General features: G+C 62.5%; 18 protein-coding genes. 11 read left to right on the forward strand and 7 right to left on the reverse strand.

Annotated features, from left to right (window positions below):
• Positions 1 to 2: 2 nt before the first annotated feature.
• The 3 genes from VFZ66_20150 to VFZ66_20160 all read right to left on the reverse strand — a co-directional run bounded on the left by VFZ66_20150 (position 3) and on the right by VFZ66_20160 (position 1,833).
• The gene (locus tag VFZ66_20150; protein ID HEX6291506.1) at positions 3 to 317 is read right to left on the reverse strand and encodes a hypothetical protein; all 315 of its coding nucleotides are present in this window, start codon (positions 315 to 317) and stop codon (positions 3 to 5) included.
• Between the two features lie 90 nt (positions 318 to 407).
• Positions 408 to 1,151: a polyphosphate kinase gene (locus VFZ66_20155; protein ID HEX6291507.1), complete on the reverse strand. Its 744-nt coding sequence runs from the start codon at positions 1,149 to 1,151 to the stop codon at positions 408 to 410.
• A gap of 115 nt (positions 1,152 to 1,266) precedes the next feature.
• Positions 1,267 to 1,833, reverse strand: coding sequence for a type 1 glutamine amidotransferase domain-containing protein (locus VFZ66_20160; protein HEX6291508.1), 567 nt, complete (start codon positions 1,831 to 1,833; stop codon positions 1,267 to 1,269).
• 100 nt (positions 1,834 to 1,933) lie between these two features.
• Here VFZ66_20160 and VFZ66_20165 point away from each other — a divergent pair, with 100 nt between their 5' ends.
• Entirely contained in the window at positions 1,934 to 2,716 is a 783-nt protein-coding gene (locus tag VFZ66_20165; protein HEX6291509.1) for a ScpA family protein, read from the forward strand.
• Positions 2,717 to 2,814: 98 nt separating this feature from the next.
• Here the strand turns inward: VFZ66_20165 and VFZ66_20170 are convergent, their stop codons facing one another.
• Entirely contained in the window at positions 2,815 to 4,332 is a 1,518-nt protein-coding gene (locus tag VFZ66_20170) for a hypothetical protein (GenBank protein HEX6291510.1), read from the reverse strand.
• Positions 4,333 to 4,857: 525 nt separating this feature from the next.
• Between VFZ66_20170 and recA the strand changes: the two genes are divergently transcribed.
• From recA to VFZ66_20200, 6 genes are all read left to right on the forward strand, one after another.
• Positions 4,858 to 5,925 (forward strand): recombinase RecA, encoded by a 1,068-nt coding sequence (gene recA / locus VFZ66_20175; protein HEX6291511.1) that lies wholly within the window; start codon positions 4,858 to 4,860, stop codon positions 5,923 to 5,925.
• A gap of 160 nt (positions 5,926 to 6,085) precedes the next feature.
• The gene (locus tag VFZ66_20180) at positions 6,086 to 6,748 is read left to right on the forward strand and encodes a RecX family transcriptional regulator (protein ID HEX6291512.1); all 663 of its coding nucleotides are present in this window, start codon (positions 6,086 to 6,088) and stop codon (positions 6,746 to 6,748) included.
• A 47-nt stretch (positions 6,749 to 6,795) separates the two neighbouring features.
• A complete protein-coding gene (locus VFZ66_20185; GenBank protein ID HEX6291513.1) occupies positions 6,796 to 7,317 on the forward strand; it encodes a hypothetical protein in 522 nt (173 codons plus the stop codon).
• Between the two features lie 102 nt (positions 7,318 to 7,419).
• On the forward strand, positions 7,420 to 8,058 hold the full coding sequence (locus VFZ66_20190; protein ID HEX6291514.1) for an MBL fold metallo-hydrolase: 639 nt from the start codon (positions 7,420 to 7,422) through the stop codon (positions 8,056 to 8,058).
• Positions 8,059 to 8,453: 395 nt separating this feature from the next.
• On the forward strand, positions 8,454 to 10,133 hold the full coding sequence (locus tag VFZ66_20195) for a CTP synthase (GenBank protein HEX6291515.1): 1,680 nt from the start codon (positions 8,454 to 8,456) through the stop codon (positions 10,131 to 10,133).
• A 132-nt stretch (positions 10,134 to 10,265) separates the two neighbouring features.
• Positions 10,266 to 10,523, forward strand: coding sequence for a hypothetical protein (locus VFZ66_20200; protein HEX6291516.1), 258 nt, complete (start codon positions 10,266 to 10,268; stop codon positions 10,521 to 10,523).
• 6 nt (positions 10,524 to 10,529) lie between these two features.
• On the opposite strand, the gene VFZ66_20205 is transcribed toward VFZ66_20200, so the two are convergent.
• Positions 10,530 to 11,363 (reverse strand): FRG domain-containing protein, encoded by an 834-nt coding sequence (locus VFZ66_20205; protein ID HEX6291517.1) that lies wholly within the window; start codon positions 11,361 to 11,363, stop codon positions 10,530 to 10,532.
• A 244-nt stretch (positions 11,364 to 11,607) separates the two neighbouring features.
• A complete protein-coding gene (locus VFZ66_20210) occupies positions 11,608 to 15,321 on the reverse strand; it encodes a S8 family serine peptidase (protein HEX6291518.1) in 3,714 nt (1,237 codons plus the stop codon).
• A gap of 362 nt (positions 15,322 to 15,683) precedes the next feature.
• Here VFZ66_20210 and VFZ66_20215 point away from each other — a divergent pair, with 362 nt between their 5' ends.
• The 4 genes from VFZ66_20215 to VFZ66_20230 all read left to right on the forward strand — a co-directional run bounded on the left by VFZ66_20215 (position 15,684) and on the right by VFZ66_20230 (position 17,691).
• Positions 15,684 to 15,896: a hypothetical protein gene (locus VFZ66_20215; GenBank protein HEX6291519.1), complete on the forward strand. Its 213-nt coding sequence runs from the start codon at positions 15,684 to 15,686 to the stop codon at positions 15,894 to 15,896.
• 622 nt (positions 15,897 to 16,518) lie between these two features.
• A complete protein-coding gene (locus tag VFZ66_20220; GenBank protein ID HEX6291520.1) occupies positions 16,519 to 16,746 on the forward strand; it encodes a hypothetical protein in 228 nt (75 codons plus the stop codon).
• Positions 16,743 to 16,949: a type II toxin-antitoxin system VapC family toxin gene (locus VFZ66_20225; GenBank protein HEX6291521.1), complete on the forward strand. Its 207-nt coding sequence runs from the start codon at positions 16,743 to 16,745 to the stop codon at positions 16,947 to 16,949. The genes VFZ66_20220 and VFZ66_20225 overlap by 4 nt, the downstream gene beginning before the upstream one ends.
• Positions 16,950 to 17,160: 211 nt before the next feature.
• Positions 17,161 to 17,691: a GNAT family N-acetyltransferase gene (locus VFZ66_20230; protein HEX6291522.1), complete on the forward strand. Its 531-nt coding sequence runs from the start codon at positions 17,161 to 17,163 to the stop codon at positions 17,689 to 17,691.
• Between the two features lie 63 nt (positions 17,692 to 17,754).
• Here VFZ66_20230 and VFZ66_20235 read toward each other — a convergent pair whose 3' ends face one another.
• Positions 17,755 to 18,447 (reverse strand): hypothetical protein, encoded by a 693-nt coding sequence (locus VFZ66_20235; GenBank protein ID HEX6291523.1) that lies wholly within the window; start codon positions 18,445 to 18,447, stop codon positions 17,755 to 17,757.
• Between the last annotated feature and the right edge of the window lie 178 nt (positions 18,448 to 18,625).

Genomic DNA, 18,625 nt, shown 5'->3' on the forward strand with positions numbered 1-18,625 from the left:
CATCACGATCCGGCCTCGCTCAGCCGCTCGCGGTAGGCAGCCGCTTTCTGCTCCAGAAAAGCGCGACCGCCGCAGGCGTCGGCGTAGGCCACGGCGTGCCCGGCAAGCTCCGAGTCGTCGCCGGTGTAGTAGGCACGTACGGCAGGCGCCAGCGCCTCGACCGCCGCTTTGATATGCGGCTTGATGCGCGTGTTGGGTCGTACCACCAGCAGGCACGCGCCATAGAGTACCGAGCGATCGGCCTCGCGTTGCAGCGTCTCCGGCGTCGCGTCTACCCGGCAGGGCGGCACGATTCCCGCCTGTGATTGATCGATCATAGCTTACTTTCCAGGTTCAGAGCTTCGAGCTTCGAGTTCCAAGTTGCTCCTTTGCTCTCTGTTCTTACAGTGCCCCATCCCAGCGGCGGATCAGTCCGAATCTGCACTGTAGGCGGTCGTCGGCGCTGCCACGCCCAGGCGCTCACGCAGCCGCTCGACCACGCTCCGCAGCACGCTGATGCGTGCCCACCGCTTATCGTTGGCCTCGACCAGCATCCACGGGATCGGGCTTGCGGTGCGCTCAAGCATGTCCTCGATCGCGGCCTCGTACTGATCCCACTTCTCGCGGTTGCGCCAATCCTCATCGGTCATCTTCCAGCGCTTGCTCGGATCGGCCATGCGCGCATTGAAGCGGTGAAGCTGCTCCTCCGGCGAGATATGCAGCCAGAACTTGAGCAGGAGCATGCCGTCGTCGTGCAAGAGCTGCTCGAAATCGTTGATCTCGTCGTAGGCGCGCTGCCACTCGGCGGGGCTGGCAAAGCCTTCGATCCGCTCGACCAGCACGCGGCCATACCAGGAGCGATCGAAGATCACTGTGCTGCCGCGCGACGGAAGTTTGTTCCAGAAGCGCCACAGGTAGTGATGGGCAAGCTCTTCGGGCGTCGGCTTGCTGATGGCGTGGACGGTAAAGAAGCGCGGGTCCAGCCGCTCGGTCAGCCGCCGGATGTTGCCGCCTTTGCCCGCAGCGTCCCAGCCCTCATAGACGATCACGATCGGCACTTCTCGATCGCGGGCTTGAATCTGCAAGGTGTGCAGCTCGGTTTGCAGCGGTGCAAGCTGCGTGCGGTAGTCGGCTTTCGAGAGGCTTAAGTTCAGATCGAGCGTTTCGAGCATACCAATCCCCCTGGTGCATGATCGAGCATCTATTGTAGCCGCGTCCTGGCCCGCAGCACAAGCGGCATGAATAAGCCTCCTCCCCGCGTGGGAAGGAGGCGTCGATCGGATCGTCCTACACCGTGCGCTGCCGCTCGTGGCGGCCCTCGGCAAACTCTTCGATCATCTTGCGGTTGAAGGCCGGAATATCGTCGGGCTTGCGGCTTGTCACCAGCCCCTGATCGACCACGACCTCTTGATCGACCCACTGCGCGCCCGCGTTCTTGAGATCCATCTGGATCGACTCGTAGGATGTCAGCGTGCGGCCCTTGACCAGACCCGCATCGATCAGCGTCCACGGGCCGTGGCAGATCGCCGCCACGGGCTTGCCCGCCGCGAAGAACGACCGGACGAACTCAAGCGCCTGCTGGTTGCGGCGCAGCTTGTCGGGGTTCATCACGCCGCCCGGCAGCAGCAGCGCGTCGTAGTCGTCGGGATTGGCCTGGCTGAGCGGCACATCGACTGGGAACTGCTCGCCCCACTCGGTATGCTGCCAGCCTTTGACCTGGCCGCTTACCGGCGAGACGATCTGCGTCTGCGCGCCAGCCTGCTCCAGCGCCTTCTTCGGCTCGGTCAGCTCTACCTGCTCAAACCCATCGGCGACCAGGATCGCAACCTTCTTGCCGTTGAGCTGCTGATTCATCGCTTGCTCCCTTCTTCTACCCCGCGCCGATCCACGCCGCCGCGCGACGTGTGCGCCAGGGTATGCTACACTACGCGGCATGTGCAGCAACAACTAGACCATGCTCGAATCGACAAAACCACAGCTTCAACTGGATAACTACAGCGGCCCGCTCGATCTGCTGCTGAGCCTGATCGAGCAGCGGCAGCTCGATATTACCGCGATCTCGCTGGCGCAGGTCACGGAGCAGTATATGCAGGCCGTCACCGGCGTCGAGTCGCCCGATCCCGATGTGATCGCCGAGTTCCTGGTGATCGGCGCGAAGCTGCTGGTGATCAAAACCCGCGCGCTCCTGCCGCGTCCGCCCGCCGAGGTCGCGCCCAAAGACGAGGAAGATGTGGGCGATCAGCTTGCGCGGCAACTGATCGAGTACCGGCGATTCAAGCAGGCCGCCGCCCAACTGCGCGCCTGGGAGCAGGAAAACCACCGCGCCTACACCCGCCACGCCGCGCCGCCGCTGCCGCCGCGCAAGCCACCGACCACGCTCGACGTGAGTCTGGCCGATCTGATCGTCGCCGTGCAGCGCCGCCTGCAACTGATGCTGCCGCTGACAGATGAGCCTGTGGCGATGCCCGCGCCCAAGATCATCACGATCGCTGACGTGCGCGCGCGGCTCCACGACGTGCTCCGGCAGCAATCCTGGATCAGCTTCGAGGATCTGCTCAGCCTGGCGCTGAGCCGCAACGAAGTGATCGTCACGCTGTGGACAGTGCTGGAGCTGTTCAAGCGCGGCGCGATCGTCTTTCAGCAGGAGCAGCTTTTCGCTCCGATCAGCATCGGACGCGGCCCCGCATTTGATACCACCTCCACGAGCATGCCGCAACCCGACGACGAGGCCGCGTAGCGGGAAGCGGGAGCTTGGTTCCTGGTTCTTCCTCTTAAAACACAAGGGCAGAAGCGATCAACTCCTGCCCGTGCGCTATGTTGAAGCCGCCTGATGTTCTAGCGAGCGCGGAAGCCCTGGCTCGTGTTATCGCGGCTAAAGAGCACAAAGTCGGTGCCGTCGGACGCGACATCGAAGAGCAGCGGCATGCTGCCGAAGGGCGCGCCCGGCTGAAGCTGCGCATCGGCGGCGTAGTCGCCAGCGCCGCCGGGGCCGGTGCCGCCGAAACGGTTGATGTATTCGACCGACGCGGCGCGGTTGAAGTCTGCCGTTCGGCCCTGCGCATCTTTGACCACAAAGAAGCCATCCGGGATCTGCTGCGGCGTTGCGCCGACATTCCGCACTGCCATCAGCACGATCAGGTATTGACCGCGCGCAGGCCGCGAGCCGCCGTAGCTGCCCGTCGCAATGTTGCTCAAGCCCAGCGAGTAGGTGTACTCGAAGTCTCCGGCCCGCAAGACCTGTGTATTGGGAACGATCGCGGGATTGGCGCTGGCAACATCCGATCCTGGCGCGGGCGCGGGCGACGTGCCCGGTTGCTCGCCCCCCGGTGCTGGTGCGGGCGACGTGCCCGGTTGCTCGCCCCCCGGTGCTGGTGCGGGCGATGCGCCGGTTTCCCCACCGGGCGCAGGTGCGGGCGATGCGCCTGTCTCGCCTCCCGGTGCGGGCGATGCGCCGGTTTCCCCGCCCGGTGCCGGTGACGCGCCTGTCTCGCCGCCGGGTGCGGGCGACGCGCCTGTCTCGCCGCCTGGCACGGGCGACGCGCCTGTCTCGCCTGCGACCGTCGTGCCGGTCAGCGGCGTAGTTCCTCCTAAATTAGTATCTGCTGTGCTTGTTTCCGCCGCGCCTACGCCACCTGTGCCATTTCGGTTCGCCCGCCGATCGCCGGTGAACGTATTCCACACGTACAGGCCGCCGAGACACACCAGCAGCAGAACCACCACTAGCGGCAGCCAGGCCATCAGCCCGCGTCGCCGTGGCTCCTCGTCTTCGACGATCACCGTCGTGCCGCGATCACCCTCACGCGCCGCAATGTCGTCGGCGGTGACGCGCGGACGATTCTGGTACTCGCTCAGATCGTAATCTTCGTCGCCGAAATCGGGCGGAACATAGCCGCCGACCTGCTCCGGCTGCTCGTAGGTGCGCGCGCGGCTGCTTTCGGGCGCGGCGGCATACGTATCGATCGAGTCGAAGGCGTCGGCGATGTCCTCGTCGGACGCGGGGCCGCTGGGCGGCGGCGTTCGCCTGGCTTCCGGCGTCGGCTCAGTGAAGAGCGGCGCTGTCGTCCCGGTATCGCGTGCCTCGGCGACCGGAGGTGTGGGAGCGGCTCCACGGGGACCGCCCAAGGCCGCCAGGCCCTTCTGCGCAAGCTGATTGGAAGGATCGGCCTGAAGCACACGCTCAAGCGCGACCCGTTTTTCCTCGCGATCTTCAGCCACACCGGCGAGCCACAGCCAACCCTGAGCGTTGTTCGGATCTTCGCGGGTGACTAATCGGAATAATTCGCGTGCCTCGGCTTTATTGCCAGCACGCGCCGCCTCGATGCCAAGCTGCAAAATACTTTGGGTATCGGCCATATCCGGCTCCTTAGTCGTGTCACTGTCCCGGTAGTTCTGTGTCGGTTCGCCGTATTCTAGCACAGGACGCAACCGCGCAAGGCGAAACGTCCATGACGCGATTGTCCTACGCGGAGCTAGAATATCGGATAAGAAAGAGCTAGATGTCGCGTGTCGAGCGAAGCCGGAACGACCGGAGCGTTTCAACTGCCGTGAGTCGCAGCACGCGCGGCAAAGACCGAAAAAAGCACCTCTAAAATAGATACCTGTCCGATCAGTACGCATATCTCACCTAGCGGACCAGAAAGCTTCAGCAATGACACAGTGAATTGTATGGATGAGCGTTTTACAGCGGACAATAGCATAAACCCATTTTTGACAGTCGGGGAAAATGACGCAATCGGCGCGCAGCTCGTGCTTGCAATGAACGAACAGGCGTGCTATACTATCCCTGCGCCACCGCAGGCGTCGGCCACATGCCTCTTGTGGTCTGGTCATGAATACGAGAATAGACACGAGTACGAGTACGTACACAAGGAGTGTGAGATGCCCATCAGTCCTGAGAAGGAAAAGGCACTGGCGGCGGCGATGAGCCAGATCGACCGGCGGTTCGGCAAGGGTTCGATCATGAAAATGGGCGAGGCCAACTCGCGGCTCGCGATCGAAACCATTCCTACCGGCGCAATTTCGCTGGATCTGGCGCTCGGCGTTGGGGGAATTCCACGCGGACGCATCACCGAAATTTACGGCCCGGAAAGTTCGGGCAAGACTACGCTGGCGCAGCACATCATCGCCGAGGCGCAGAAGATGGGCGGCACGGCGGCCTTCATCGACGCTGAGCACGCCTTCGATCCGGTCTATGCGACAGGCTGCGGCGTGAATATCGACGATCTGCTGGTTTCGCAGCCCGACACCGGCGAGCAGGCGCTTGAGATCTGCGAGACGCTGATCCGCTCCGGCGCGGTCGACATCGTCGTGATCGACTCGGTCGCAGCGCTGGTGCCGCGCGCCGAGATCGAAGGCGACATGGGCGACTCGCTGCCCGGCCTTCAGGCGCGGCTGATGTCGCAGGCGCTGCGCAAGCTCGGCGGCGCAGTTTCCAAATCACGCACCGCGCTGGTGTTCCTGAACCAGCTTCGCATGAAGATCGGCGTGATGTTCGGCAACCCTGAGACGACTACCGGCGGTCAGGCGCTCAAGTTCTACTCCTCGGTGCGCCTGGATATTCGCCGCATCGAGTCGATCAAGAGCGGCACCGACGTGATCGGCTCGCGCGCGCGCGTTAAAGTCGTCAAGAACAAGGTCGCCCCGCCCTTCCGCCAGGCCGAGTTCGACATCATGATGAACGAGGGCATTTCGCGCGAAGGCAACGTGCTGGATGTCGCCGTGAACATGGAGATCGTGCGCAAGAGCGGCGCGTTCTTCTACCTGGGCGACGACCGCATCGGTCAGGGACGCGAGAACGCCAAGAACTTCTTGAAGGCCAATCCGGCGCTCACCGAAGAGATCGTGGGCCTGATCCGCGCGCAGATGGTCGCGGCGGCACCCGCTGTCGTACCAGCGGACAACGGCGCGGAAGAGGACGACGAGGGCGGCGTTTTCGAGGAAGCCTAGCGCTGACAGGCCGGGGGTTGGGGCGTTCCCCAACATTTCCCCGTGTCCGAAGATGCTCCCCGATTCTGCACGAGCTATTAGGATACATCGACCTACCGTAGGGGCGTTCGATCGAGCGCCCCTACGTCGGCATGAGCGCCGGTCGATCTGGTATTGAACCATGCCACCAGGAACAATCACAGCGCTGGTCGCGCAGGCGGGCGATAAAGAGCGCGTCAACGTCTTTATCGACGGGCAATTTGCGATCGGCGTCAGCATCTACGTGATGCAGGACGAGCGCCTGCACAAGGGCCAGGTGCTATCGCAGGCCGACTGGGAGCGCCTGGAGCGAGCCGAGCGCGGCGTACAAGCCTGGAACGCGGCGCTGCGCCTGCTGGAAGCCCGGCCACGCTCCGAGCGCGAGATCCGCACCCGGCTTCAGCGCAAAGAGTTCGCGCCCGAACATATCGACGCGGCGATTCAGCGCCTGCGCGAGCTAGAGCTGCTCGACGACGCGCAGTTTGCCAAGCTCTGGATCGCCAATCGCCAAAACCTCAGCCCGCGCGGCACACAGGCGCTCCGCCAGGAGCTACGCGCCAAAGGCATCGACCGCCAGGTCGTCGACGAGACGATCGAGGCCAGCGTCGACGCGGATGCCGAGCGCGAAGCCTGCGCTGCCGTGGCACGTCGCGCGCTGCCCAAGTATGCGCGCGAGCCCGATCGCATGACATTCCAGCGCAAGTTCGGCGCGTTTCTTCAGCGGCGCGGCTTTAGCTTCGAGACGATCAAGCCGATTCTGGCCGAGCTATGGCAAGAAGTCCGGGGCGAGCCGCTCGACGATTGAAGCGCTGGCCCATGCCCCGCAGCGCTGCTACCTTTGAGGAGGACGACGTGCAGCGGAACGAAAAATTGATGGTGATTCACGACGTACCGGCGGCGATCGTCGACGCGCTCGATGGCGTGATGGCGGCGCAAGGGCTGGTGCGGGTTGTGGTGCGCGAGATCGAAGAAGACTTCACGCCCCTGCTCAACGAGCCGGGCGGGCCGCTCATCTTTGTCCTCTCGCAGCCCCAGAACGATTGGACCGCCTGCTTCTCGTCGCTGGAGCCCGACGCCGAGTGGCAGCTTATCGAGGCGCTGTCGGTCGCGCTGGAGCAGCCAGCGGTCTACGCGCTCTTCAGCGATACCACGAGCGTCTACGCCTACCGCTACTTCGAGAACGGCGTGCTCCACGAGGAGTACACGCCCGACGAGGGCGAGCGTTTCAGCGCCGATATGTTGCTCGAACGGCTGGCGAATCATGGTATTTCGCTCGACCTGATTGACGATCGGACGCTCAACTTCGGCGCGGAGCATATTCTGGTGGGCTACAGCGGGGAAGAACAAGGAAACAAGGGTACAAGAGAACAATAGAGAACCAAGAACCAAGAACCGGGGGATGAACCAATAAAAGAACAAGGGAACAAAGGAAGCCCTGGACTTGCAACTTGCAACTCGGAGGAATAAGCAGCAGCTATGCCCGATATACAATACATAGGACGATCGTGCGTGCGCGTGCGCGGCAGGGAAGGCATCATCGTCTATGATCCTTTTCCCAAAGCCAACGGATTCGATCCCGGCAAGATCACCGCGAATATCGTCACCGTCAGCGGCACGGACCGCGAGCGCTTTCACCCTGAGGCGATCAAGCCCGCCAAAGAGCGCGTCGTTGTGGTCGACGGGCCGGGCGAGTACGAGGTCGGCGGCGTGATGATCGCCGGTGTGCGCACTTACCGCGACGATCAAAAAGGCGCGCAGGGCGGCTACAACACAATCTACGTCGTGCAGCTGGACGATATGCGCTTCTGCCACCTGGGCGAACTCGGCCACGACCTGACGACGCACCAGCTCGAAGAGATCGGCGTGATCGACGTGCTCTTCGTTCCGGCGCACAGCAGCCTGGGCGCGGCCAAGCTCACCGAGATCATCGCCAGCATCGAGCCGCGCGCGATGATTCCGCTGTATGAGAGGCCGGAGCAGCTCGACAGGCTGGCGCATGAGCTTGGGATCAAAGAGTGGGAGGCCCAGGAGAAAGTGAGCGTCACGCCGTCGTCGCTGCCAGCCGAGGGCGAAGAAATGCGCGTGATCATCATGAAGCCGCTGATGAGCGGCTAAAAGGACACACGCTACCAAGCGGGCCATTGGCAGAGCAGGAGATCATCTTTTGTGTTGGGCGGTGCGCGCTCGGAGCGCGCACCGCCCAGCTTTAACCCGCCTTTCCCCCTGCCGCCGCAGGTTCAGACGAAGTCCTGTAGTATCAAGGCTGCCGCTGGCGGTAGCAGAATAGCGTCCGATCTGCTATAATGTAGGCCCGTGGAGGTGCGGCATATGCCAACCCAGCGGGTTCAAAGCGATAGCTTGTTCGGCAACACGCCGTCCAATGTACCCAATAGAGGGGAAGGTTGCGCGACCTTCCCCTTTCGGTTTGTAGAGACGAGAATGGCTTGCGAAGATCCAGCCGATCGCGGCGATCACGGAAGCCAATCCGGGTTGAAGGTGGGTAGAGAGGTATGACCAAGTACATTTTTGTCACCGGCGGCGTCGTTTCGAGCGTAGGCAAAGGCATTTCGGTCGCGTCGCTGGGGCGCTTGCTCAAGGCGCGCGGGCTTTCGGTATCGATCCAGAAGCTCGATCCGTACATCAACGTCGATCCGGGCACGATGTCGCCGTACCAGCACGGCGAAGTATTCGTCACCGAGGATGGAGCCGAGACTGACCTGGATCTCGGCCACTACGAGCGTTTCATCGACGAGAATCTTTCCAAGCTGAACAACGTCACCACCGGCCAGATCTACAGCTCGGTGATCCAGAAGGAGCGGCGCGGCGATTACCTGGGCGGGACGATCCAGGTCGTGCCGCATATCACCAACGAGATCAAGGCGCGCATCGCCGCCGTGGCGAAAGCGACCGGCGCGGACGTGGTGATCGTCGAGATTGGCGGCACCGTGGGCGACATCGAGAGTCTGCCGTTTCTCGAAGCGATCCGCCAGATGCGTAAGGACGCCGGGCGCAACAACGTCTTCTACATTCATGTGACACTCCTGCCGCATGTCGGCGCGACCGGCGAGCTGAAGACCAAGCCGACACAGCACTCGGTGATGGAGCTGCGCCGCGTCGGGATCACGCCCGATGCGCTGATCTGCCGCTCGGACCACGCCATGCCCGACGAGGTGCGCGAAAAGATCGCGCTCTTTGGCGATGTGGACCTTGAGGCGGTGATCGCGCTGCCGACTGTCGAGACGATCTACGAGGTGCCGCTGGTGCTCCACGAGGCCGGCTTCGATAGCTACGTCGTGCGCGAGCTTGGCCTGCAAACCGAGGAGCCGGACCTGACCGACTGGCAGTATCTGGTCGAGACGATCAAGCGGCCCAAGCGCTCGCTGCCGATCGCGCTGGTCGGTAAGTATGTGCAGCTCAAGGACGCTTATATCTCCGTGGCCGAGGCGCTGCGGCACGCCGCGATTGCGCAGGGCATGGATGTCGACATCAAGTATGTCTCATCCGAGGAGCTGGAGCACGGCGACGCGAACAAGCTCCTGGGCGGCGTGCATGGCATCGTCGTGCCGGGCGGCTTCGGCTACCGGGGCGTCGAGGGCAAGGTGGTCGCCGCCCGCTACGCGCGCGAGAACGACATTCCGTACCTGGGCCTGTGCCTGGGCATGCAGTGCGCCTGCATCTACCTGGCGCGCTGCCTGCCCCACGGCGAGACGGCCAACTCGACCGAGTTCGATCCGCACACGTCGCTGCCGGTGATCGATTTCATGCCCGACCAGCTCGACATTACCGACAAGGGCGGCACGATGCGGCTGGGCATCTACCCCTGCGTGCTGGAGCCGGGCACCAAAGCCGCGCAAGCCTATGGCCGCGAGCTGGTGCTGGAGCGGCATCGCCACCGCTTCGAGTTCAACAACAAGTACCGCAAGCTGCTCGAAGCGATGGGCTTTGTCGTCTCCGGCCACTCGCCCGACGGACGGCTGGTAGAGATCGTCGAGCTGCGCGACCACCCGTGGTTTGTCGCGTCGCAGTTCCACCCGGAGTTCAAATCACGGCCCAACCATCCACATCCGCTGTTCTGCGGCTTCATCACTGCCTCGGCGCAGACCTACCGCGACGGCGATCAGCGCTCGCTGCCGCTGGAATCGATCGAGCGCGGCGACGATCGGGTTTACTCGACGCAGCAGCAGAGGTAGGGGACGAAAGAACCAAGGAACAAAAGAACAAACAAAGAACCGGGTGCCCTCTGGGCGGCGATTGGGGTGAGGGCCTCGCCAAGAACCAAGAACTCGGAGCTTTGAACTCGAAACTGTGATAAGGAACAAGCCGTGGCACCTATGCGGAAACAATCCCAGACACGCACGCTGAGCGCCGTGCTCGTCCTGATGCTGTTCGTCGTCGTCAACACGTCGATGCAGCTTTTGAACACCTACAGTGAATGGTTCGCCTGGGCGCTGTACGGCCTGATGCTCGTCGTGGTCTTTGTGGCGCTGCGCTACCAGCAGCGCCTCACGGGCGCAGCCAGCGCCGCGATCCTGGCACTGCCGTTCGTGCTGGCGCTGCTTGGCGTCGTAGTGGGGATCTAGCGGGCCTCAACCGCGCTGCCGCTCCGTCGTCGGGCCGGAGGCCGCATAGTAGCGCCGCACCTGTTCGGCGACGCCGCTGAGATCGGGAAAGATTTTGCGCTCGTCGATGCCGCAGAGATCAAGCTGATCGCGGACACGATCGACGTGCGCAGCCGGAATAACATAGCGCGTCAGCGCCGACGACAGGCCGCACTCGTGCAAGAATCGATCGAACGACCGGGTTTTGTCGGAGCAGAGCGTAAACGCCGCCGACTGTGTCACCAGCCGCGTATCGACGGCGGGCGGATCGAACAGACAGGCAAAGGCGGCGTGATCCGCTCCGTCGACGTTGAACAGATCCCAGGACGACGTGTGGCCTTTGCCGCGCAGCACCTCATCCAGGTCCTCGATCAAAAAGGCAAGCGGCTGAAAATCGAAGTGCTCGTGGACGGCCTTCCAGTCGAGCTTCCAGACCACACAGTCGCAGCCGGGCCTCGGCTTGAGCGTGGCAAAATGCGCGGCGATCAGCGGCGAGTACGACCAGTCGAGCAGGCGCGTGGGCACGCCGTGATGCTGCGCGATCACCAGCAGCTCCCACTCGTTGGGCGGCGGCTGGACGTACGGGCGCGAGTAGCGAATGAACGTGCGCAAAATGTGCTCTTCGAGATGGCTCTTGGTATGCGGCGGATCGACGCCGCCCAGCCGATCCAGACTGGTCAGCAGCGGCCACTCGCGGTTTGCCGCCCCCCGGTACACCGACCAGTCGCGCAGCCGACCGCTGTCGGGATCGGGTGTTGCCGGAGTGACCGCCTCCAGCAGATCGCTGAGACTCCTGATCTCAATCTCTTCGATTTCGTGCATAATACTTCTTCAGCACAAGAGCAAGGGATGGTGTGGGGTCAACCCCCATACCCCCGGCCTCGCGGCGCTCTGCGTAGTTGAATCTCCTGCTGCCTTTCACCACGACAATCTGCTCTCCCGTCGTAGCAAGCTCAGGACCACAGTTGCCCATCCACCGATGAGCGCGGCCAGACAAACGAAAGAGCGCGCCGAACGCACACTCTTTCGAGAAGACATCAGGTTGTGGACGGCCTAGGCCGCGTGCTTACGAGCCGACCGCGAAGGGCACCCAGACGCGCGGCATGTGGTAGGTAGCCGCCCGCACTCGGACATTGATCGGCTGGCCGTTGACGGTTGCCGCGTTCTCGGCGCTCACCTGATAGCCGTCGTTGACCAGCATCGTCTCGTCCGGCGTGTTTTCCGGCACGAAGACCGTCAGCGTGCGCGTCGCCGTCTGACCAACCTCCAGCGTGCCGATGTTCCAGGTGATAATGCTATTGTCTGCGCCTGAGCGCGTGTAGGCACCGCTGGCCGATACAAAATCTGTTCCTGTCGGCACAACATCCCTGAGCACGACGCCCTCAAGTCTGGCCCCTTGCGCCTGCACCGTCAGCGTGTAGGTTAGCACCTGGCCTGCGATGATCTCCGTATCGGGATCGACCGTGCCGCTCAAGAGCAGCGTGCCGGTGGGTAGCCGCCGCGCCGTCACGTTGACCGGTGGGCCGCTCACGGTCGCCGCGCCCGTCGCCGACGCCTGGTAGCTCGAATTGCTGATTGTCGCGCCGTCCGCCGTATCCGGCAGCACGCGCACCGTTAGCGTCCGCGTGGTACGCTGCCCCGACGAGAGCGCGCCGACGTTCCACGAGACGATGTTGTTGTTCGGCCCCGACAGCGTGTAGCTTCCGCTGGCCGAGACAAACTCCGTGTTTACCGGCACCACGTCGGTCAGCGCCACGTCGCTGTAGCTCGTGTCTTGCGCGCCCACCGTCAGCGTGTAGGTGATCAGTTTCCTGACAAAGACCTCCGTACCCGGATCGGCGGTCTTGCTCAGCGTCAGCGCGCCGGTCTGCGGTCGGCGCACGGTTACATTGACCGGCGTGCCGTTGACCGTGGGCGCGTCCGCCGCCGATACGCGATACGTCGCGTTGCTGATCGTCGCGCCATTAGCCGCGTCGGGCGATACCTGCACCGTCAGCGTGCGTGTGGTCGTCTGGCCCTGCGCCAGCGTGCCGACGTTCCACGAGACGATGCTATTGCCGGGGCCGGAGCGGGTGTACGCGCCGCTGGCGGAGACGAAGGTCGTATCGACCGGCAGCGTATCGGCCAGCACAACGCCGCTGACCGCCGCGTTTTGCGCGCCCACCGTCAGCGTGTAGGTGATCAGATCGCTCGGCGCGACCTCCGCCGATGGATTGGCGGTCTTGCTCAGCGTCAGCACGCCCTTGGGCACGGTCCGCACCGTCACCGTGACCGGCGCGCCGACACCCGGCACGTCGAAGTCGTTCTCGGCGCCGTAATCGGCGTTGACGATCTGGGTATTTTCGGGCGTGCCCTGGTTGACGCGCACCACCAGCGAGCGCGTGATCGTCTCGTTGGCCGCCAGGCCGGGGATCGACCATTTGATCACCGAGCCGCCCGCGCCGGTACGCACGCCGCCGTTCGAGGCGCTCACGAAATCGACGTTGAGCGGCAGCGTATCGGTCAGCACAGTCGGGCGGGTGATCGCTTTACTGCCTGCGCTGAGGCTCAGCGTGTAGGTAATCAGGCCGCCCGGCTCGACCTCGACCGCCGGGTTGGCCGCCTTGGTGACGGTAAGCTGGCCCTGCTGGTTGATCGGCCCGCCGACCGTCAGGCCGTAGGGCTGCGTGGCGATCGGCACGTTGAAGCCGCGCACCTGCACCCGGTAGAGGCCAAGCGCGGGAGCGTTGATCACCACGCCCTCGACGTTGTTGGTGCGGTCGCCGGTTGCGATGTTGTTGCCGTAGTACTGCGTACCATCCGGCCCGATCACCACCAGATCGAGGTCGTTGACCAGTTGTTTGGCTGCCGAAAGCGACGCTGCCGGATCGGTCCAGGTCAGCATCACGCGCAGCGGCTGATCGCTGCTCAGCACATCCAGCGGGCGGTTGAGCGTGTGGCTATACTCGACGATCTGCCCGGTCGACAGGCCCGCCGTGTGGTCGTCGGCCCACAGCTTGTAGGGCAGCGGCGCGGCGATAAAGCCCACGTCGGTGCGGCCCCAGCCGGCGACAGTGTTCGGGCGAACGTTTGGCATCTCCTGCGTGGTTCCGGTGCCGTACTGCCCGATGCCCATATCGGCGGTCGTGTTGAGCATCGTCGCCTTGACAACTGCGGCGCTGGGATTGGCGATGCCCTGCAACGTCAGCCATTGCCGCGTCAGCACGCCCGCACCGGCAGTTAGCGGCGTTGCCATCGAGGTGCCGCCCGAATAGACGTAGTGCGCGTTCGTCTCGTGGTTGCCCCACTGTGGGCTGGCGTTCGGATAATGCGATTTGTTCGAGACGATGTTGGTGCCGGGCGCGACCAGATCAGGCTTGATCCGTCCGTCGTCGGTCGGGCCGCGCGACGAGAATGCCGCCATGCCGTTGACGTTGTTCGAGATCAGATCGGTGGCGATGGGCTGTGTGCCGAAGCACCAGTTGGGATGCAGGAAGAACCAGGGTGTGTCGCTCATGCCGCCCTCAAGCCGCAAGTTCTCCGACGCGCCCACGGTGATCACGTTTTTGGCGGTGCCCGGCGCGAGCAATGAGTCGGGATCGATCACGCCGTTGCCGCCTGAGCAGAAGCCGTTGCTGCCGACCTTCCCGTCAGTGCCGGAGTTGCCCGCCGCGAAGAAGATCGTCATGTCGGGATGATCCCACATAAACTGATCGACGCGCTGCGAGCCGTAGGGATAGCCGCCGAACTTGGCCTGCGGATCGGTAGCCGGGCCGGTGTAGTCGCCCCAGCTATTGGTATGCAGCCGCGCGCCGTCGTTGTAGGACTGTGTGAAAAGCTGGTAGTAGTCGGGGTTGAGGCCAACCACAGCGCCGTTCGACAAGACCTCGAACGCCTGGATCACCAGCCGGGCCTCAGGCGCGGCGCCCGCGAACGATCCCGTGTACTGGCGCTGCGCGGGATTGGCTCCCGACTGGACGCCCGCGCCCGCCACGGAACCGGCAACGTGCGTGCCGTGGCCGTGCTGATCGGCCAGATCGCCGCCGTCCGACAGCACATGTGTCGCCACCAGACGGCCCGCGAAGTCGGGGCTGATCGTCGCAGGATCGCCGGTATCCATTCCGGAGTCGGTCACGGCGATGGTCTGCCCCGCGCCGTACAGACGTCGATTCTGCCAGACCTGATCGACGCGCATGATCGTGCGCGCCACGTCGTTCAAGAGGCGCGGCTGGCCCTCCGGCTCGATCCAGCGCACGGCGGGCAGGCTGGCAACCTTGACCAGCGCGGCGGCGCTGAACTCGCCCGTGGCATTCACCGCCACCGAGCGCAGACCGCGCTCAAGCTCGCCGCGATCTCCCGGCCAGCCGACGATGCGCAGATTTCCAAGGATCGTCTCGCCGCGCGACAGGGCGCTGAGCAGCGCCGGAGCGAGCTTATCGGCGTGGGTGAAGGGCACCCGCGCGTAGACCTGCGGCAGCCGCGCCGCAGCCGCAAGCTCGCTAGCGCCGCCGCGCACGAGGTACGCATAGTCGGGCACGTACTCCAGCACCTCGACACCGGCCTGCTCCAGCGCGGCGCGATCGGCAGGCGTGATAGGGCCTCGGAATTGGATGATGGCGTGCGATCCGGACGCGGCATTCAGCGCGGCCTGCGGCACGGAGCCGCCAGCCGCTCTCGCATCGAAGGTCGCGCGGTGGAGGCGCAGGTGTGGAACTTGAAGTGCATTGACTTGGGTTGCGCCAATGCCGACGAAGGATAGGACCAGCGCAGTGAAGAGGACGAAAAGTGCAAATACGCGCATCCCAGTACTCCATAACAATAGCCTGCGGGCGCGAACAAGCCGCCCGCGAATGGAGGAATTGGAGCTATTGTAATGAAGATGTTAACAGCGCCGCTATAGCCCGTGGCTCCTATGTCGGGATGATGCGCGATGGCATGGGAGGCGGGCCAGGGAGTATAGCGGCGGCGTACTTGCCAGGATGAGCGGCGAGGCTACGGGATGGGCGGTTAGATAGATTCCTGAGTATCGTTGAGGGACCAGAAACTCGGCTTCACTGTTCGATTGCATACTCAGTTCTACCTTGGAACAGTCAGCGCCATGAGCCATAGCACCACACGCTTTGAGGACATATGGTATGCTCGTTAGAAAAGGCAGGTGACATCATGAGCAACAGTATCGTCCTTGATCTTCCTGATCGCGTGCAGGAAGCCCTCGCTGAGGCCACACGTGAGGAAGGAGTATCAGCAAACGAACTCGTCACGGCGGCGCTCGAAGACTACCTATTCATCCGTAAATTTCGACGTCTCCGAGAACGGATGCTTGCCCAAGCGCCGGAGCAGTATACCGACGATGACATCTTCGAGCAAATTTCGTGAGACTCGTCCTTGATACCAATGTGCTTATCGCGTCCCTTATTGCACGCGGTACTGCTCATACACTATATGAATATTGTGTGCGGCAGCATACGATCGTCGGCTCACAGTTTATCCTAGACGAATTACACGAAAAGTTGATTAAGAAGTTCAAATACTCAGTAGGCATAGCGGATGAGGCGATAGGCTTGCTCCAATCGAGCATGGAGTTGATTGTACCTGTCCCACTAGATGAACCCGTATGCCGGGATCCAGACGACGATAATATCCTTGCAATAGCGATAACTGGCAATTGTGAGTACATTGTTACTGGTGATAAGACTTACTCTCTCTACAACAATTCAATACCATTGTGATCATCAGTCCTGCTGACTTTCTGGAGCAGGAGACAGCGGCATGATGCTAGATCTGAAATGATATATGCCTTTCGTGTAATCTCCCCTGGAATGGTACGTATTCGCCCAAACCAGTAACGCCCTCGGCTCCTGCCCAAGTACGCCTCTGGAAACGACGCGCGCACATGCAGCGAATGGTGGTATCGTTGAGTCGAATCAACGTCTTTTGAGCAGCCCTTGCGCACATGCTACAATAAACGAAGATAGGCAGTTCGTACGAGGTACAAGGTATGCAACAGGTCGAGCTTAACGAGGTACAAACCCAATTATCACGTCTTATCGAACAAGCGTTACGAGGCGAAGAAGTCGTCATTACGCAGGTGGATAAGCCTGTATTGAAGCTCGTACGTATTCCGAGTAGCGTACCACGACGCAAGCGTGGAAGCGCAAAAGGGCAGATCCAGATAGCACCAGATTTTGATGCGCCATTAGATGATTTTCAGGCGTACATGACATGAATCTGCTCCTTGATACCCATACCTTCCTTTGGTTCGTGAATGACGATCCACAACTCAGTACATCGGCAACAGCCCTGCTTGAGTCGGATAACACCGTGCTGTTAAGCATCGCCAGCCTTTGGGAGATTGCCATCAAAGTGAGCATCGGTAAGCTCACACTCTCCACCCTTCGAGCAGTTCATTCCAGAGCAACTGACGCTTAATGATATTACTGTGCTACCAATACGCATCGTTGATTGCCACCAGCTTATTCGGCTGCCATTTCACCATCGAGATCCATTTGACCGGATCATCATTGCACAAGCCCTGGTTGAAGATATACCCCTTGTCAGCATCGATGCCGCCTTCGATGCGTATGATCTACATCGACTCTGGTAAGCTGTGCAGCTTTAATCCTTCGGAGGAGCAATCACGATGGTCGATCCGCAGGTAACGATCCTTGAGACGGAGCGGCTGATCCTTCGGCGGCTCACGATGGACGACCTCGACGCGCTCTTTGCGCTGTACCGCGACCCAGAGATCAGAAAATATTTTCCCGAAGGCACGCTGACCTACGAAGAAACCAGAGAAGAGCTCGCCTGGATCATCGACGTGTACTACGGCCAGCACGGGTTCGGGCTGTGGGCCACGATTCACAAAGTGACGGGCCAGTTCATTGGCCGCTGCGGGCTGCTGCCGTGGACGATCGAAGGGCGAGCAGAGGTGGAGGTGGCCTATCTGCTGGCGAAGGCGTACTGGGGGCAGGGCCTGGCGACCGAGGCGGCGCGGGCGATTGCTAGCTATGCCTTCGAGCACTTGCCGATCGAGCGGCTCATCTGCCTGATCGACCCGGAGAACGACGCCTCACGCAGAGTCGCGCAGAAGCTCGGCATGACGCTCGAAAAAGACGATCTGCTGGACGAGCACGGCCTCAGCCATCTCTACGCCCTGCCGCGACCGCAATAAACGACCCGCCGCACGGCCCTGTGCGACGGGCGCTTTTCTGTCAGCATTCACTCGCGGGCTTTATCAGTCCTCAGCGTGGCCCAGCTCCTCCTCACCGCCGGGATACACGAACGAGTCGCGCGGGGCATAGAAGCAGGCGGTGGGCACGACCTCAAGCGGCGACGCGGGCCGCAGCGCGTACACCGGGTGGCTCGGCTCAAGAAACTCGATCGAGAGCACCTTGAACGACGTGACCAGATCGCCAATGTACGGGTACAGGCCGCTGACCAGCCGATCGCCGACGCGGGTAAGATAGCGCAGATGCCCGGCGGCGACAGCCGTCTGATCGCCGACCTCTGCGCGCGTGCGAATGATCGGCGTGCCATCGACGGAGGTCGTCGCGGTGACAACGCCGCCGTCAAGCTCAAGCGTGGTCGAGCCGGGCGTTGCGGGCACGCCGCGCTCCGTGGCATAGGCGCGCATCACCTCGGACGAGTTGAAGTAGTGAGTAAAGAAGCGCGCGGGCGTCACGCCATCGGGAGCGAGCAGCTTCGCCACATCCAGACCAAGATACGTCAGCGAGTACGCGCCGAAGCCGGTCGTCTGCTCGGCTGAGTCCACGACATACTGGTTCATGTAGATCGCGTGATTTTTGGCGGGCTTCAGCGCTGGTGGCAGGAGCCTCGCGCAGGCATGAGGATCGGCAGGAATCCAACTGGTGTACAGCATCCGGCTGTTGATCACCAGTTGCGGCGCCGGGAGAGAACTGTTGGTCATACGCGCGTCCTTTGCTGATACAACGCTGCTCGTTGCGGACGCCAACACCAGCGTCGTCTCCAGTGATGGAGCGGCTGCGGTGGCGGCAAGCAGTGCGGTGATCCAACTATAGAGCGTCCTCGCCTCAGCGTCTATCGGTCTTTAGGCCGAACGTGGATGCTTAACGTCGGATCAATGA

The organism is Herpetosiphonaceae bacterium, assembly GCA_036374795.1.
Taxonomy (GTDB): domain Bacteria; phylum Chloroflexota; class Chloroflexia; order Chloroflexales; family Kallotenuaceae; genus LB3-1.